Annotated in this window: 12 protein-coding genes; 7 read left to right on the forward strand and 5 right to left on the reverse strand. The window is 66.0% G+C overall.

The genetic code is table 11. The annotated features are described in order from the left end of the window. Nucleotides 1-3: 3 nt before the first annotated feature. The 4 genes from TGR7_RS05065 to TGR7_RS05080 all read left to right on the forward strand — a co-directional run bounded on the left by TGR7_RS05065 (nucleotide 4) and on the right by TGR7_RS05080 (nucleotide 8,222). Entirely contained in the window at nucleotides 4-942 is a 939-nt protein-coding gene (locus TGR7_RS05065; RefSeq protein ID WP_012637585.1) for an alpha-E domain-containing protein, read from the forward strand. A 228-nt stretch (nucleotides 943-1,170) separates the two neighbouring features. After that, nucleotides 1,171-4,557, forward strand: coding sequence for a transglutaminase family protein (locus tag TGR7_RS05070; protein WP_012637586.1), 3,387 nt, complete (start codon nucleotides 1,171-1,173; stop codon nucleotides 4,555-4,557). 220 nt (nucleotides 4,558-4,777) lie between these two features. After that, a complete protein-coding gene (locus TGR7_RS05075) occupies nucleotides 4,778-7,333 on the forward strand; it encodes a circularly permuted type 2 ATP-grasp protein (protein ID WP_012637587.1) in 2,556 nt (851 codons plus the stop codon). Nucleotides 7,334-7,340: 7 nt separating this feature from the next. Further along, nucleotides 7,341-8,222 (forward strand): transglutaminase family protein, encoded by an 882-nt coding sequence (locus TGR7_RS05080; protein WP_012637588.1) that lies wholly within the window; start codon nucleotides 7,341-7,343, stop codon nucleotides 8,220-8,222. Nucleotides 8,223-8,285: 63 nt separating this feature from the next. On the opposite strand, the gene TGR7_RS05085 is transcribed toward TGR7_RS05080, so the two are convergent. Continuing rightward, nucleotides 8,286-9,086 (reverse strand): proteasome-type protease, encoded by an 801-nt coding sequence (locus TGR7_RS05085; protein WP_012637589.1) that lies wholly within the window; start codon nucleotides 9,084-9,086, stop codon nucleotides 8,286-8,288. 203 nt (nucleotides 9,087-9,289) lie between these two features. Between TGR7_RS05085 and TGR7_RS05090 the strand changes: the two genes are divergently transcribed. Together TGR7_RS05090 and TGR7_RS05095 are read left to right on the forward strand one after the other, a co-directional pair. Beyond that, nucleotides 9,290-9,949, forward strand: coding sequence for a DUF4382 domain-containing protein (locus tag TGR7_RS05090; protein ID WP_049764618.1), 660 nt, complete (start codon nucleotides 9,290-9,292; stop codon nucleotides 9,947-9,949). Further along, the gene (locus TGR7_RS05095) at nucleotides 9,946-10,218 is read left to right on the forward strand and encodes a hypothetical protein (RefSeq protein WP_041441001.1); all 273 of its coding nucleotides are present in this window, start codon (nucleotides 9,946-9,948) and stop codon (nucleotides 10,216-10,218) included. Before TGR7_RS05090 ends, TGR7_RS05095 begins: the two co-directional genes overlap by 4 nt. A gap of 183 nt (nucleotides 10,219-10,401) precedes the next feature. Here TGR7_RS05095 and acs read toward each other — a convergent pair whose 3' ends face one another. Then, nucleotides 10,402-12,345 (reverse strand): acetate--CoA ligase, encoded by a 1,944-nt coding sequence (gene acs, locus TGR7_RS05100; RefSeq protein ID WP_012637590.1) that lies wholly within the window; start codon nucleotides 12,343-12,345, stop codon nucleotides 10,402-10,404. A 255-nt stretch (nucleotides 12,346-12,600) separates the two neighbouring features. Here acs and TGR7_RS05105 point away from each other — a divergent pair, with 255 nt between their 5' ends. Continuing rightward, the gene (locus tag TGR7_RS05105) at nucleotides 12,601-13,314 is read left to right on the forward strand and encodes a hypothetical protein (RefSeq protein WP_012637591.1); all 714 of its coding nucleotides are present in this window, start codon (nucleotides 12,601-12,603) and stop codon (nucleotides 13,312-13,314) included. Between the two features lie 92 nt (nucleotides 13,315-13,406). Here the strand turns inward: TGR7_RS05105 and TGR7_RS05110 are convergent, their stop codons facing one another. The 3 genes from TGR7_RS05110 to TGR7_RS05120 form a co-directional block, all read right to left on the reverse strand. Continuing rightward, a complete protein-coding gene (locus TGR7_RS05110; RefSeq protein WP_012637592.1) occupies nucleotides 13,407-13,766 on the reverse strand; it encodes a hypothetical protein in 360 nt (119 codons plus the stop codon). Nucleotides 13,767-13,892: 126 nt separating this feature from the next. Continuing rightward, nucleotides 13,893-15,731, reverse strand: a complete 1,839-nt coding sequence (locus TGR7_RS05115; protein WP_041442569.1) for a sodium:solute symporter family protein — start codon at nucleotides 15,729-15,731, stop codon at nucleotides 13,893-13,895. Nucleotides 15,732-15,751: 20 nt separating this feature from the next. Then, complete coding sequence (locus TGR7_RS05120; protein WP_012637594.1) at nucleotides 15,752-16,015, reverse strand: DUF4212 domain-containing protein; 264 nt, start codon at nucleotides 16,013-16,015, stop codon at nucleotides 15,752-15,754. Nucleotides 16,016-16,154: the final 139 nt, after the last annotated feature.

Consider the following 16,154-nt stretch of genomic DNA (forward strand, 5'->3'; position numbering starts at 1 on the left):
GCGATGCTTTCACGCGTAGCCGAACGCCTGTACTGGATGGCCCGCTACATCGAGCGTGCCGAGAACACCGCGCGCATGGTGATGGCCTTCTCCCACCTGGCCCTGGACATGCCCCGCTCGGTGCAGCTGTCCTGGAAGAGCATGGTCTCCACCACCGGCGGTGATGCCGCCTTCGATCATCACTACCAGCGGGATGATGAGCGCAACTGCGTCAAGTTCCTGCTCGCCGACCTGGACAATCCCGGCTCCATCATGAGTTCGCTCTCAGGGGCCCGGGAGAACGTGCGCACCACCCGGGACCTGGTGCCCTCCGAGGCCTGGGAATCGGTCAACGAGCTGTACCTGTTCGGCAAGGCCAACGCGGAGGCCGGCGTGGGCAAGCGCGGCCGCTATGCCTTCCTCTCGGAGATCATCAGCCGTTGCCAGCAGATCACCGGCCTGCTGGCGGGCACCATGAGCCACGACCATGCCTATGATTTCATCCGCGCGGGGCGCAACCTGGAGCGGGCCGACATGAGTTCGCGCCTGCTGGACGTGGCTGGCATCGGCCTGCTCAGCAAGGACGAGGACATGCAGCCCTTCGAGAACCTGCTGTGGATCAACATCCTGAAATCCGTGAGCGGCTTCCAGATGTACCGCCAGCACGTGCGCCGGCGCGTAAACGGTGCCCTGGTGATCCAGTTCCTGCTCCAGGACAAGCAGTTCCCCCGCGCCATCGCTCATGCCCTGGGCGAGGTGGAGACCAGTCTCGCCAACCTGCCGCGCAACGAACTGCCGCTGCGCTTCATCGCCCAGGTCAAGCGACACGTGCAGGACGCCAAGGTGGAGACCCTGCTCAAGCCCGAGGAACTGCACCAGTTCCTGGACCAGATCCAGATGGAGATGGCCGAGACCCATGCCAGCATCGCGGACAACTGGTTCCGACTGGACCGGGCGGCGTGAGACGGCGGTTTGGTCTTTGCTAAGGAACATCTGCCGCAGAGGCGCGAAGACGCAGAGAATGTATTTTGACAGGATTGACATGATTTACAGGATTAATCGAAAAGCGGTGCAAGCGTGCTTATTCATCATGTGAATCATGTAAATCCTGTCAGATCCCTTCTTTCTCTGCGTCTCCGCGCCTCTGCGGCAGATGTCATCACTTCCGCGCCATAGAAAACCGGAGCCCCCATGGCCATTCGAGTCGCGCTGAACCATCGCACGGTGTATCGCTTTGACCGGCGGGTGCGGATCTCGCCCCATGTGATCCGGCTGCGCCCGGCGGTGCACACGCGCACCCCGATCCTCAGCTACTCCCTGGACATCCAGCCGAAGGATCACTTCATCAACTGGCAGCAGGACCCCTTCGGCAACCTGCTCGCCCGGGTGGTGTTCCCGGAGGCCATGCGCGAGCTCTCGGTCACCGTGGACCTGGTGGCGGAGATGACCGTCATCAATCCCTTCGACTTCTTCGTGGAGAAGTACGCGGAGACCTTCCCCTTCGGGTACGACGGCATCCTGGCCAAGGAGTTGATCCCCTATCTGGAGATCACCGATCGCGGTCCCCTGCTCATGGCGTGGCTCGAGCAGGTCCAGCGCGACGACCGCGGCATCGTGGATTTCCTGGTGGATCTCAACCGCCGCTTGCACCAGGACATCGCCTACAGCGTGCGCATGGAGCCCGGCGTGCAGACCTGCGAGGAGACGCTCACCCGGCGCATCGGCTCCTGCCGGGATTCCGCCTGGCTGCTGGTGCAGATCCTGCGACACCTGGGGCTGGCGGCCCGCTTCGTCTCCGGTTATCTCGTCCAGCTCACCGCCGACGAGAAGTCCCTGGACGGCCCCTCGGGACCGGAGGCGGACTTCACCGACCTGCACGCCTGGACCGAGGTGTTCGTGCCCGGGGCCGGATGGATCGGGCTCGATCCCACCTCGGGGCTGTTCGCCGGGGAGGGGCACATCCCGCTGGCCTGCACGCCCAGCCCCCTGAGCGCCGCGCCCATCACCGGCTACACCGAGGTGTGCGAGGTAGCCTTCGAGCACGAGAACCGGGTCAGCCGCATCCACGAGGACCCCCGGGTCACCAAGCCCTACAGCGACGACCAGTGGGCCGCCATCGATGCCCTGGGCCGCAAGGTGGACCAGGATCTGCTGGATGGCGACGTGCGCCTGACCATGGGCGGCGAGCCCACCTTCGTGTCCATCGACGACATGGAGGCCGCCGAGTGGAACACCCGGGCCGACGGCCCCCACAAGCGCCGCCTGGCCCGGGAACTGGCTGGGCGTCTGCTCAGGCGCTTCGGCCCCGGCGGCATGTTCCACCACGGCCAGGGCAAGTGGTATCCCGGCGAGCCCCTGCCGCGCTGGTCCCTGGGCTGTTTCTGGCGCAAGGACGGTGAGCCGGTGTGGCGGGATCCCGCGTGGCTCGCGGACATCAGCCGGGACTACGGCCACGGCCGCGACCAGGCCCTGGCCTTCGCCCGGGAACTGGCGCAGCACCTGGGCGTGCCGGAGAGCTACCTGGTGCCCGGTCACGAGGACCCCCTCTACTACCTGTGGCGGGAAGGCAACGAGCCCGTCAACCGGGATCCCCTGAAGGCGGATCTGAAGAGTCCCGCGGAACGCCGCCGCCTGGCCCGCATCCTCTCCCAGGGTCTGGACGAGCCGGCGGGCTACGCCCTGCCGCTCACCTGGGACCACGAGCACGACCACTGGCGCAGCGGCGTCTGGGCGTTTCGCCGCGGCCGGCTGTTCCTGATCCCCGGCGATTCCCCCATGGGCCTGCGCCTGCCCCTGGACAGCCTGCCCTGGGTGGCGCCCGCAAAGCGGGACGAGCCCCAGGCCCCGAGCCTGTTCGAGGCGCGTCCGGAGCTGGGGGATTACTTCGGCGAGGTGACCCGGCGCTACAGCGAGCGGGTGGCCCCGGAGGATCCCCGGGCCGACACGGGCCTGCAGCCCCAGGCCCCGGGCGATGATCCGGATGACACCCGCTGGGCGGAGGTGCCCCACACCAGCCTGTGCGTGGAGGCGAGGGAAGGGCGCCTGCACGTGTTTCTGCCGCCGCTCAATTTCCTGGAGCACTACCTGGACCTGGTCTGTGCCGTGGAGGCCACCGCCACGAAGCTCAGGCTGCCCGTGGTGCTGGAGGGCTACGAGCCGCCCCGGGACAACCGCCTGGAACGGCTGCTGGTGACCCCGGACCCGGGGGTGATCGAGGTGAACATCCATCCCGCTGCCAGCTGGGAAAAGCTTCGGGACAACACCCTGGCCCTCTACGAGGAGGCCCGCCAGTCGCGCCTGGGCACGGAGAAGTTCATGCTGGACGGCCGCCACACGGGCACCGGCGGCGGCAACCACGTGACCCTGGGGGCGGCCACGCCCGTGGACAGCCCGCTGCTGCGCCGTCCGGACCTGCTGGGCTCACTGGTGAGCTTCTGGCAGCACCACCCGGGGCTCTCCTACCTGTTCTCCGGCATGTTCATCGGCCCCACCAGCCAGGCGCCACGCATCGACGAGGCGCGCAACGAGTCCCTCTACGAGCTGGAGATCGCCCTGTCGCAGTTGCCGCAAGGCGAGGAGCCCCGTCCCTGGCTGGTGGACCGGCTGTTTCGCAACCTGCTGGTGGACATCACCGGCAACACCCACCGGGCCGAGTTCTGCATCGACAAGCTCTACTCCCCGGACAGCCCCACGGGGCGCCTGGGCCTCCTTGAGCTGCGCGCCTTCGAGATGCCGCCCCACGCGCGCATGAGCCTGGTGCAGATGCTGCTGCTGCGGTCCCTGGTGGCCTGCTTCTGGCGCGAGCCCTACCGTCATCGCCTGGTGCGCTGGGGCACGGCCCTGCACGACCGCTTCATGCTGCCCCACTTCGTGGAGCGGGACATGGCCCAGGTGGTGGAACACCTCAACCGCGCCGGTTACCCCTTCCAGGCGGACTGGCTGGCGCCGTTCTCCGAGTTCCGCTTCCCCCATTACGGGCGGGTCAGCATCGGCGACATCCAGATCGAGCTGCGCATGGCGCTGGAGCCCTGGCACGTGCTGGGCGAGGAGGTGACGACGGCGGGCACGGCACGCTACGTGGACTCCTCCGTGGAGCGCCTGCAGGTGCGCGTGACCGGCCTCACCGAGGGCCGCTACGTGCTGGCCTGCAACGGCCGGCGTGTGCCCCTGCAGTCTACCGGCACCCACGGCGAGTACGTGGCCGGTGTACGCTACCGGGCCTGGCAGCCGCCCTCGGCCCTGCACCCCAACATCGGCGTGCACGCACCCCTGGTGTTCGACCTGATCGACACCTGGAACGGCCGGGCCATCGGTGGCTGCACCTACCACGTCTCCCACCCGGGCGGACGCAACTACGACGTCTTCCCGGTCAACGCCTTCGAGGCCGAGGCCCGGCGCATCACCCGCTTCTGGGACCACGGCCACACCCCCGGCACCCTGCAGCCGCCGCCGGCCCTGCGCTCCCTGGCGCAATTTCACCCCGAGGGCAGCCTTCTGGGCCCCATGGCCCCGCCCACCGAGCGGCCCGACCCGGAGTATCCCTGCACGCTGGATCTGCGTCGGCCGCCTTCGGTTTAGCACTGTTGTTAACGCGGAGTACGCAGAGACGCAGAGGGCGCAAAGATTCTGAAGGGTGAAGCCAAGCCATACCCGGCCGGTTTTGATCCCTATTCCGACTTTCTTTGCGTTCTCTGCGTCTCTGCGACCTTTGCGTTGACAGCAGTGCCAGGCAGGACCCGATCCCGTGATGTGGTTTATCCTTCATCCATAATCCATCAGCCATCATCCTTAGTAGCGAATGTCCGCCAGCCCCGACGATCGCCAGTTGCTGCATGAACGCTACGCGCCCCCCGGGGATGCGTACGACGAGCTGTGCCTGGCGCCGGGCACGCCCCGGCCCCACTGGGCGGGGGTGATGGAGTCCCTGGAGGCCCTGGGGCGCGACGGGCTGCTTGCCCGGGCGGCGGAGGCGCGGCGCCTGCTTCGGGACAACGGGGTCACCTACAACGTCTACTCCGATCCCCAGGGCATGGAACGGCCCTGGCCCCTGGATCCGCTGCCCTTGCTCATGGACAGCGGCGAGTGGGCGGGCATCGAGACCGGCCTGATCCAGCGGGCGGAACTGCTCAACCTGGTGCTCCGGGATCTCTACGGTCCCCGCACCTTGATCCGCAAGGGCCTGCTGCCCCCCGAACTGGTGTTCGGCCAGCCGGGCTTCCTGCACGCCTGTGACGACCTGCCCCTGCCGGAACACGCCCTGAGCCTCTACGCCTCAGACCTGGCCCGAGGTCCCGACGGCCAGCTCTGGGTGCTGGGGGACCGCACCCAGGTGCCCTCGGGGGCGGGCTATGCCCTGGAGAACCGGGTGGTGCTGTCCCGGGTGTTCCCGAGCCTGTACCGGGATGCGGGCGTGCACCGGCTCACGGGCTTCTTCCAGGCCCTGCGCGCCCGCCTGGCGGCGCTCTCGCCCCGGCGCGACGTGGAGCCGCGGGTGGTGCTGCTGTCCCCGGGGCCGCTCAACGAGACCTGGTTCGAGCACGTCTACCTGGCTGGCTACCTGGGCTACACCCTGGTGCAGGGCCAGGACCTGGTGGTCTCCGGGGGACGGGTCTGGCTGCGTTCCCTGGGCGGCCTGGAGCCGGTGGACGTGATCCTGCGCCGGGTGGACGATGCCTTCTGCGATCCCCTGGCCCTGAACCAGGACTCCCGGCTCGGGGTGGCCGGCCTGCTGGAGGCGGTGCGCCGGGGCCGGGTGGCGGTGGCCAATCCCCTGGGCTCGGGCCTGCTGGAATCCCCGGCCCTGGCCGCGTTCCTGCCCGCCATCGCGCGCCATTTCCTCGGCCAGGACCCCCTGCTGCCCGGCGTGCAGACCTGGTGGTGCGGGGAGCGGCTGGGCAGGGCGCACGTGCTGGCCAACCTGGAGCGACTGGTGGTGCGCTCCGTGGACCGCTCCGAAGCGGCAGGCCGGCCGGTGTTTGCGGCCCTGCTGTCCCGGGCTGAACGGGAGGCCCTCGGGGTGCGCATCCAGACCCATCCGGAACGTTACGTGGGCCAGGATCAGGTCAGCCTCTCTACCGTGCCGGTGCTGGCGGAGGACGGCGGCCTGGAGGCCCGCCACGGGGCTGTACGCGCCTTCCTGTGTGCCCGGGAGGACGACTACGTGGTCATGCCCGGGGGGCTCACCCGGGTGGCGGGCCGGGCCGGGGACATGGTGGTCTCCAACCAGGAAGGGGGGCTCAGCAAGGACACCTGGGTGCTGGCCTCGGAGCCGGAACCCGTGGCCGGCCCGGTGCTCTCCGAGGGCCTGGCCGAGGGCTCGGTGCTGGGGATGCAGGCCTCCCTGCCCAGCCGCGTGGCGGAGAACCTGTTCTGGCTGGGCCGCTATGCGGAGCGCGCCGAGGCCACCCTGCGCCTGCTGCGGGTGGCTCTCAAACGCCGTCGCCTGGCCCAGGAACTGCCCGCGCCCCACGAGGACGCGGCCCTGCACACCCTGCTGCGGACCCTGACCCATCTGACCACCTGCTATCCCGGTTTCGTGGGACCGGGTGCGTCGGAGCGTCTGGCCGCCCCCGAGGCAGAGCTCTGCGCCCTGATCACCGATGCCCAGCGTCCAGGCAGCCTGCGCTTCACTTTGAACGCACTGTTCCAGTCCGCCTACGCCCTGCGCGACCGGGTGTCCGGGGACAGCTGGCGGGTGCTCGCGGCCCTGCGCGACCAGACCCGTGGCCTGAATTGCCCGGCGAGCAAGGATCCGGAGCAACTGCGCGAACCCATGGACGAGGTGGTGACCCGGTTGTTGGCCCTGGCGGGTCTGGCCCAGGAGAGCACCCTGCGCCAGACCGGCTGGCTGTTCCTGGATGCCGGCCGGCGCCTGGAACGCGCCCTGCTGCTGTCGAACCTGCTGCGAGCCACCCTGGTGGCCCGCCACGAGTCGGTGGCCGAGGGGCTGCTGCTGGAGGCGGTGCTGGCCTGGGGCGAGAGCCTCGCGGCCTATCGTACCGGCCACCGGGCGCCGCCGGAGCCTTCGCGGGTCCTGGACCTGCTCCTGCTGGAGCCTGCCAACCCGCGCTCCCTGATGTTCCAGCTGGAGCACCTGGAGCAGCACGTACGGGCCCTGCCGGATCAGCCGGGCAGCGGCCGGCTGTCCGCTGCGGCACGCCCCCTGGTGGAGGCGCTCAGCGCCCTGCGCCTGGCCGAGTCTCCCACCCTGGCCCGGGTGGATGGAGACAGCGGCCTGCGCCGGGATCTGGACCAGTTGCTGAGCCGTCAGGTCTACCTGCTGAGCCAGGCCTCCGAGGCCCTGGTGGCCCAGTACTTCGCCTTTGCCCACAGCCAGCATCCGCTGCAGTCCTGAGGTGGCGATGAGATACCGCATCCGCCATGTGACCGAATACAGCTACCCGGAGACGGTGAGCCTGTGCCACAACGAGGCCCGGCTCAATCCGCGCTCCACCACCCGGCAACGATGCGTGCAGGCCTCGGTGAGCTGTGAACCGGGCGCCGCCTATCGCAGCGAGCGGGAGGATTTCTTCGGCAACCGGGTGAGTTTCCTCACCATCGAGCAGCCTCACATCCTGCTGAGGGTGGTGGCCGAAAGTCTGGTGGAGGTGCTGCCCGAGATCGGGCAGCTGGATCTCGGGCGCGACACGCCCTGGGACGAGGCCCGGCAGCGGCTGGACACGGAGCTCAGCGAGGCGATGCTGGAGGCGCGTCCCTACCGGCTGGAATCGCCGCGTATCCCCACCCTGGAGGACCTGGCGGACTACGCCCGGCCCTCGTTTGGGCCTGGTCGGCCCCTGGGCGAGGCGGTGGCGGACCTGATGGCCCGCATCCACGGGGATTTCGAATACGACCCCGGCTTCACCACGGTCAGCACGCCGCTTGAGACCGTGCTGGAGCATCGCAAGGGGGTCTGTCAGGACTTCGCCCACCTGGCCATTGGCTGCCTGCGCGCCATGGGCCTGGCGGCCCGCTACGTGAGCGGCTACCTGGAGACCCGGCCGCCGCCGGGCCAGGAGAAGCTGCAAGGGGCGGATGCCTCCCACGCCTGGTTCTCGGTGTTCGATCCGGAGCGGGGCTGGCTGGATTTCGACCCCACCAACAACCTGGTGCCCATGGATCGCCACATCACCCTGGCCTGGGGTCGGGACTACACGGACGTGGCGCCGCTCAAGGGGGTGCTGTTCGGGGGCGGGGAGAGCCACGGCTTGAGCGTGGCGGTGGACGTGACTGCTGAAAGCTGATTGAAGTGGGAAGTGTGAATTGGGAAGTACGAAGTGAAATTCTTACTTCCCAATTCACACTTCCTACTTTTTCTTTTTCACCGTCTTCTTCTTTTTCGCGCTCACCTGGGTGCCGCGGCGCTTGCGGCCCTGGGCCGCCTCCCAGTCGAAACGGGGCAGTTCCCGGAAGGCCTTCTTGATGTTCTCGTCCCAGGCCCGCTTGAGGGTCAGCAGATAGTCGTCGTCGGTTTCCAGGCACAGGTAATGGTCGAAGGCCAGCTTGTCCTTCTCGTAGATCAGCACCTCGATGGGCGGGCCCACGGTGACGTTGGAGCGCATGGTGGAATCGATGGACACAAGGGCACAGCGGGTGGCGTCGCCCAGGGGGGTGGAGGGCTCGATGATGCGGTCCAGGATGGGCTTGCCGTACTTGCTCTCGCCGATCTGCAGGAAGGGCGTGTGGGATGAGGTGGTGATGAAGTTGCCCTGGGGATAGACCATGAAGATCTCCGGCGGCTCGCCTTCGATCTGCCCGCCCAGGATGAAGGTCGCATCCGGCGTGAAGCCTGCCTTGGACAGGGCGTCGGTGTGCTTTTCCTGTTCCTGGCGGTTGAGACGGCCCACGTAGGCGGCCGCCTCGGCCATGTGGGTCACGGTGTAGAGGCTCTCCTCGGCGCCGTCCTCCATGTCCCGCCGCATCTGGTTGAGTACCGCCTGGGTGGTGGCCAGGTTGCCCGCCGCCAGCATCACGAACACCCGCTCCCCCTCCACGTCGAAGGTGTGCATCTTGCTGTAGGTGCTCACCTGGTCCGCGCCGGCATTGGTGCGGGAGTCGGAGGCAAAGATCAGCCCCTCGTCCAGGGCGATGGCGACGCAGTAGGTCATGTGAGCGGGTCGGGGAAAGGTGGAATGGTGAGTTGGAAATGGTAGGCGGGACGGGGGCGGTGGGTCAATGAAAGGGAGATACAAGATACAAGATGCAGGAGACAAGAGGGGGAGGCACGAGGAACGTGATGGTGGTCAGGGCTGAGGGCAGGGTTCTTGACTATGTTATGTGATGACAATCCATCTGAACTGCGAGGTGTCGCATGACATCGATCCTACCCAAATCCGCGCTCCTGGCCGCTTCGGCCCTGCTTCTGACCGCCTGCCTGGGCGGCGGTGGGGGGACCTCCGGCGGCACGGGGCAGCTGACCCTGTCGGTGACCGATGCGCCGGTGGCCTCCGCCGAGAAGGTGGTGGTGAGTTTCACTGGGGTTGCCGTGAAGCCCGAGTCCGGTGCTGCGATAGAGTTTCTGTTTGAGGAACCCCGGGAGATCGACCTCCTGGCACTGACCGGCTCCCTGCACGAGGTGTTGCTGGACGGTGAAACCGTGCCGGCCGGGCGCTATGAGTGGATCCGCCTCTACGTGATCAGCGACAACAACGATTACTCCTACATTCTCAGGAATGGCATTGCCGATCCCCTGCGGGTGCCCAGTGGTGATCAGACCGGGCTGAAACTGGTGAGCGGTTTCACGGTGCCCGAGGATGGCCATGCGGCTTATACCATCGACTTCGATCTCATGAAGGCCGTGGTCTGCCCGCGTGGACAAGGAGGTACCTGCCTGCTCAGGCCGGCTCTCAGGCTGGTGGAGACAGAGCTCTCCGGCGCCATCGCCGGCAGCATTCACCCGGTGTCATTGCCGCGGCTCAGGGCGAGCGTGAGGCCTGTTTTCCGGCGGTCTATGTCTACGACGGGGACGTGACCGTGCCGGCAGACGTGGGTGGTCCCGAGGACCGGACACCCGTGACCACCACCGTGGTGAGCATCGCGACGGAAGGGGATCAGGCCGGTTATGGCTTCTACGAGGTGGGTTTCCTGCCGTCGGGGTATTACCTGCCGGCATTCACCTGCGATGCGGATCAGGATGATCCGGAGGAATATGACAACGAGTCGGAGATCCTGGTGCGTCTGCTCGAAGGTGAGGTGGTAGAGGTGCTTGCAGGAGAGACCACGGTCTATCACTTCGAATAGGTGCTGCCGGCTGAGGTGGTTCGCGGCGGGGTCGCCGCTCCTACGGTTACTGTAGTAGGCCCGACCCCGGGCCGAATCAGCCGCGCTGCCTCATTATCGAAATAGCTGTACGCAAAAAAGCCCCGGGTAGAACCCGGGGCTTTTTCTTGCCTCTAGCAACTTGCCTCTTGTCTCCGCGCCTTCCTACTTATTGAGGCGATTGTCGATCAGGTTGTCCACCACGCCGGGATCGGCCAGGGTCGAGGTATCACCCAGGTTGTCCAGTTCGTTGGCGGCGATCTTGCGCAGGATGCGGCGCATGATCTTGCCGGAACGGGTCTTGGGCAGGCCCGGGGCGAACTGCAGCAGGTTGACCTTGGCGATGGGGCCGATCTCCTCGCGCACCAGGTTGACCAGTTCCTTCTTCAGCTCCTCGCTGCCCTGTTCGCCGGCCATCAGCGTGACGTAGGCGTAGATGCCCTGGCCGGTGATCTCGTGGGGATAGCCCACCACGGCGGCCTCGGCCACCTTGGGATGCAGCACCAGGGCGGATTCGATCTCGGCGGTGCCGAGGCGGTGGCCGGAGACGTTGAGCACGTCGTCCACGCGGCCGGTGATCCAGTAATAGCCTTCCTCGTCCCGGCGCGCGCCGTCACCGGAGAAGTAATAGCCGGGATAGAGCTTGAAGTAGGTCTCGATGAAGCGGGGATGATCGCCGTAGACCGTGCGCATCATCCCCGGCCAGGGATGCTTGATGCACAGGTTGCCGGTGGCGGGATTGCCGGTGATCTCCTTGCCCTGATCATCCAGCAGCACCGGCTGCACGCCGAAGAAGGGATGGGTGGCGGATCCGGCCTTGAGCCTGGTGGCACCGGGCAGGGGGGTGATCATGTGGCCGCCGGTCTCGGTCTGCCACCAGGTGTCCACGATCGGGCAGCGCTCGTCGCCCACCACCCGGTAATACCACTCCCAGGCCTCGGGGTTGATGGGCTCGCCCACGGTGCCCAGCAGGCGCAGGGACGAACGCTTGTGCTTCTTGACGAAGTCGTCTCCCGCGCCCATGAGCATGCGGATGGCTGTGGGCGCGGTGTAGAAGGTGGACACCTTGTGCTTGTCGCACACCTGCCAGAAGCGTCCGGTGTCGGGGTAGGTGGGGATGCCCTCGAACATCAGCGAGCGCGCGCCGTTGGCCAGCGGGCCGTAGACGATGTAGGTGTGGCCGGTGACCCAGCCCACGTCGGCGGTGCACCAGTAGGTCTCACCGTCCTTGTAGTCGAAGACCAGCTTGTGGGTCATGGCCGCCTGCAGCAGGTAGCCGCCGGTGGTGTGCAGCACGCCCTTGGGTTTGCCGGTGGAGCCGGAGGTGTAGAGGATGAACAGCGGGTCCTCGGCGTTCATCTCCTCCGGCGGACACTCGGCGGAGGCCTCCTTCATGGCCTCGTGGTACCAGACGTCACGATCATCATGCCAGTTCACCTGCTCGCCGCCGCGCTTGACCACAATGCAGGTGTGCACGTTGGGACACTGGGCGATGGCCTTGTCGGCGTTGGCCTTGAGCGGCACCTTCTTGCCGCCGCGCAGGCTCTGGTCGGAGGTGATCACCACCTGGCAGTCGGAGTCCTGGATGCGGTCGCGCAGGGCGTCGGGGGAGAAACCGCCGAACACCACGGAATGGATGGCACCGATGCGGGTGCAGGCCAGCATGGCCACGGCCGCCTCGGGGATCATGGGCATGTAGATGGAGACCCGGTCGCCCTTCTTCACGCCGCGTGACTTGAGCACATTGGCGAAGCGGCTGACCTCGGCGTGCAGCTCCCGGTAGGTGAGGGTGCGGTCCTCGTTGGGATCATCCCCCTCCCAGATGATGGCGGGCTGGTCGCCGCGGGTCTCCAGGTGGCGATCCAGGCAGTTGTAGGAGACGTTGAGCTTGGCGCCCTCGAACCAGCGGATGTGCACGTCGCCGGCGAAGGACCAGTCCAGCACCTTGTCCCACTTCTTGAACCAGGTGACGTATTTGTCGGCCTGCTCTGACCAGAAGCCCTCCGGGTCGTCCACGGAGCGCTGGTACATCTCCTGGTACTGCTGGGCGTTGACGTGGGCCTGGGCGGCGAACGCCTCGGGGATCTCGTGGACTTTGACTTCAGACATGGGCCTCTCTCCTCGTGTTATGCAGGGCTTTCGGGAAAGCTCGGTTCACCGGTCTTGTTATGGGGTGCGTCAGCCCGGGGGCTGATGCCAAGGATACATACATATGAATTGATTTAGGATAACACGCCGGATGCCGGCTGCGGACCGGCTCGGCGTGTGTTTCTTGACCTCGGGCAGGGTTTGCCGCTACGGTCGCTGAGTAACGCCGCCCCGGGGCGAGCCCGCCAAATTCAGAGCCGCGAACCAGCATCGATCATGACTACCCGAACCCCCACACAGTCCTCGCTTCTCGGCCGCGTCACCGGTCTCTGGCAAGTGCTGCACGAATACCTCTTCGCCGGGGCCCGGCGCAACAAGGCACCCATCGTCGACCCCGCCGGGCTGCGCCATTTCGTGCAGACCCGCGCAAGCTACATCGCCCAGACCTCCCTGTATGGCTACCTGCGCACCCGCGCCGGGATGCGCTATCCGGAGCTGTTCGATGACGATCCCTTCGTGGTGTCCATCAACATCGCCAAGTGGCACATGTTCCTGGCCTGCCTCTCGGACCTGTCGGTGTATGCGGGCGGGATGCTGCGTCTGAAGGCACCGGGTTCGTCCGTGGACGTGGGGCGCTTCATGGAGGAACTGGTGCAGTCCATCCTGGACGAGACGGGCGTGCCGGAGGATGCCGGCGAGGAATACCCCGCCCATGCCGAGCGGGTCATGGCACGGGTGCGCGCCAGTGTCTGGCGTGACGTGACCGACGACGAGTCGGTATTCGTGGAGAGCCCCGAGGGACTGGTGAAGTATGCGCCCATCGTCGAGGAACTGAAGGCGCTCGATGACGAGATCGTGCGCAACTCGGTGCGCTTCCACTGGCAGGAGATTCGGCGGGATATGCGAGAACTGCTGAATGCCCAGGCGGTGCTCGCCCAGGTCGAGAACGCCCCGTCAGGTCCCGGCGCGCCCACCTCCATGCTGCCCTGAAGCCCGTCAACCGGACCCTCAGGTCCGCCAGGCAATCCCTCAAACTTCCCTGATACCGCAGTCGTGCCCGTCTGCGGGCGTCCCGCGTGTGCTCAGTTCAGGAACTGGCTGAACAGATAGTAGATGCCGCGGGCGATCTCGCCTTCCAGCGGGAAGGACAGCATGCCCATGACCGAATAGCCCAGCAGCCAGGGCATCAGGTAGAAACGGATCATGAAGAAGAACCACGCCACGTACAGGGGCACCATGATCGGGATCAGGAAGCCGGGCGTGATGGGTCTGAACAGCCGCAGCAGCGGGTCCGTGACCCGGATGAAGAAGCGGCTGAAGAAGAATTTGCTGTCCTCGGGCAGGAACAGACGCATGCCGGAACGGCCGATCAGGGTCCACATGATCATGCCGAGGAGGTAGTCGAGGATGACTGCCCAGAGGGGAATTTGATCAATCAACATGAGTAATAGTCGAATCCGGGTTACCGGCGGGGATGGTACCCCACGGGGTGTTCAGAAAAAAGCCGGGGCGAGTCGCCTCGCCCCGGCCCTCATACACTGACCACGAAGGTCAGCACTTCCGGCGCATCAGCCCTTGGAAGGGATGATGGTTTCGCCGCGCGGGATACGCACTTCATCCACCATGGCCTGAGTCTCAGCATCAGGCGCAGGTGTCAGCAGGGTCACCACGACCATGGCGATCAGGCTCGCGGTGATGCCGACGATGCCGAAGCGCAGGTCGTTGAGGCCCAGCCACGGGGCGGAGATGCCGTACCAGGCATCGGGGTTACGCACCGCGACGAGGTACCACCAGCCCACGAACAGACCCACCAGCATACCTGCCAGCGCACCCTGCCGGTTGGCCCGTTTCCACCACACGCCAAGCACGAGCGGGAAGAACAGGCCCGACATGGCGAAGCAGAATGCCCAGGCCACCGCACCGAGGATACCGGTGAGCTGCATACTCGCCACCAGCGCGCCGCCGGCACCGATCACGATCAGCAGCACGCGGGCGGTGAGCAGACGCTTCTTGGTCTCCGCCTTCGGGTCGATGATCTTGTAGTACAGATCGTGGGACAGGGCGTTGGCCATGGCCAGCAGCAGACCGTCGGCGGTGGACATGGCGGCAGCCATACCACCCGCGGCTACCAGACCCGAGATCACGTAGGGCAGACCGGCCATTTCAGGCGTGGCCAGCACGATGATGTCGGGGTTCAGGTAGAACTCGTTGATCTGCAGGATGCCGTCGCCATTACTGTCGACAACAGCCAGCAGGCCGATGGCGCTCCACTTCTGGATCCAGTCCAGAGCCAGCACAGCCTCGATGGGCTGACCGATGATGGCCGTGGGCAGGTTCGGGTCGATCATCGACAGCTTGCTGAACGTGGCCAGAGCAGGGGCCGAGAAGTACAGCAGGAAGATGAAGAACAGCGACCAGGCCACGGAGTTACGGGCAGCACGCACGGAGGGCGTGGTGAAGTAGCGCATGAGGATGTGCGGCAGGGAAGCCGTACCGATCATCATACAGGCCACCAGGGTCACGAACTGCCAGGCAGCCATGGCGCCTTCACGCGGCGTGGCGTGCAGCTGCGTCAGCGTGGACAGGCCACGTATCGACTCCTGGGCGGTCAGGGTACCCACACCGATCACCGGCTCCAGGTCCATGATGCGCTCCACCGCCGGGCCGTACATCAGCTGCGGCAGCGGGCCGAAGCCCTGGGCCATGGACATCCAGAAGATCGGGATCAGGTAGGCGATGATCAGCACGATGTACTGGGCCACCTGGGTCCAGGTCACCGCGCGCATGCCACCCAGCATGGAGCACACCAGGATACCTGCCAGACCGAACCACACACCCACGGCGAACGGGATCTGCAGGGCGCGGGCGGCGATGGTGCCGGTCGCGGTGATCTGCGCGGTCACGTAGGTGAAGGAAGCCACCACCAGTACCAGGATCGCCGCGAAGCGGGTCACCTTGCCGCCGTAGCGGGTACCGATGAAGTCCGGCACCGTGTAGCAGCCGAACTTGCGCAGGTACGGCGCCATCAGCGTGGCCACCAGGATGTAGCCGCCGGTCCAGCCCACCACGAACGCCATGTAGCCATGGCCGCCCATGAAGATGCCGCCCGCCATGGCCACGAAGGACGCACCGGACATCCAGTCCGCCGCGGTGGCCATGCCGTTGAACACCGGAGGCACGCTGCGTCCGGCCACGTAGTAGGCCTCCACCGCCATGGTTCTCGACAGGATACCGATGAACGCATAGATACCGATGGTGAACGCCACGAACAGGATGCCGATGGTGTCCGCGCCCATGCCCATCTGTTCAAAAAAGGCCATCAGGAAAAAGAATGCCAGGAATCCACCGGTGTACACACCGTAGATCTTCGGCAGGTTTTCAATGAAGGATTTACCTTCCCATTGCATGCCCATGTCTTTTCTCCCCCTTATTCGTCTTCAGCCACGCCGAATTCACGGTCGATGGCGTGCTGCTGACGGTTGAAGGCAAAGAGCTGGATCACGAAGACTGCCAGCGCCCCCTGTGCTGCCATGTAATAGCCCAGCGGCCAGCCGAACAGGCTGAAGTTGTTCAGCGCCGGGGCGAACCAGTGGACTACGAAGGCGAAGATGAACCAGATGACCAGGTGTACGACCATCAGGTTGCGGGTCTTCCGCCAATGCGCCTCTCTTTGTGCCAAGTCGAGTGTCATTGTGTGACTCCTTCCTGTGCGATTGTTTATGAATAAAACGTCTTGTTATGACCCAACCGTTTCCTTGTTGTGTTGATCAGACGTCCTCCTGAATGTTGGTTTGGTTGTGGTGGCTATCTCCTCCCTTGCTTGCGGATGT

The sequence above is a fragment of the Thioalkalivibrio sulfidiphilus HL-EbGr7 genome (assembly GCF_000021985.1).
In the GTDB taxonomy this organism is placed as follows: domain Bacteria; phylum Pseudomonadota; class Gammaproteobacteria; order Ectothiorhodospirales; family Ectothiorhodospiraceae; genus Thioalkalivibrio_A; species Thioalkalivibrio_A sulfidiphilus.

Coding starts and splice junctions, on each gene's coding strand:
- TGR7_RS05065 (WP_012637585.1), top strand. CDS start 4: ATGCTTTCACGCGTAGCCGAACGCCTGTACTGGATGGCCCGCTACATC.
- TGR7_RS05070 (WP_012637586.1), top strand. CDS start 1,171: ATGGCCATTCGAGTCGCGCTGAACCATCGCACGGTGTATCGCTTTGAC.
- TGR7_RS05075 (WP_012637587.1), top strand. CDS start 4,778: ATGTCCGCCAGCCCCGACGATCGCCAGTTGCTGCATGAACGCTACGCG.
- TGR7_RS05080 (WP_012637588.1), top strand. CDS start 7,341: ATGAGATACCGCATCCGCCATGTGACCGAATACAGCTACCCGGAGACG.
- TGR7_RS05085 (WP_012637589.1), bottom strand. CDS start 9,086: ATGACCTACTGCGTCGCCATCGCCCTGGACGAGGGGCTGATCTTTGCC.
- TGR7_RS05090 (WP_049764618.1), top strand. CDS start 9,290: ATGACATCGATCCTACCCAAATCCGCGCTCCTGGCCGCTTCGGCCCTG.
- acs (WP_012637590.1), bottom strand. CDS start 12,345: ATGTCTGAAGTCAAAGTCCACGAGATCCCCGAGGCGTTCGCCGCCCAG.
- TGR7_RS05105 (WP_012637591.1), top strand. CDS start 12,601: ATGACTACCCGAACCCCCACACAGTCCTCGCTTCTCGGCCGCGTCACC.
- TGR7_RS05110 (WP_012637592.1), bottom strand. CDS start 13,766: ATGTTGATTGATCAAATTCCCCTCTGGGCAGTCATCCTCGACTACCTC.
- TGR7_RS05115 (WP_041442569.1), bottom strand. CDS start 15,731: ATGCAATGGGAAGGTAAATCCTTCATTGAAAACCTGCCGAAGATCTAC.
- TGR7_RS05120 (WP_012637594.1), bottom strand. CDS start 16,015: ATGACACTCGACTTGGCACAAAGAGAGGCGCATTGGCGGAAGACCCGC.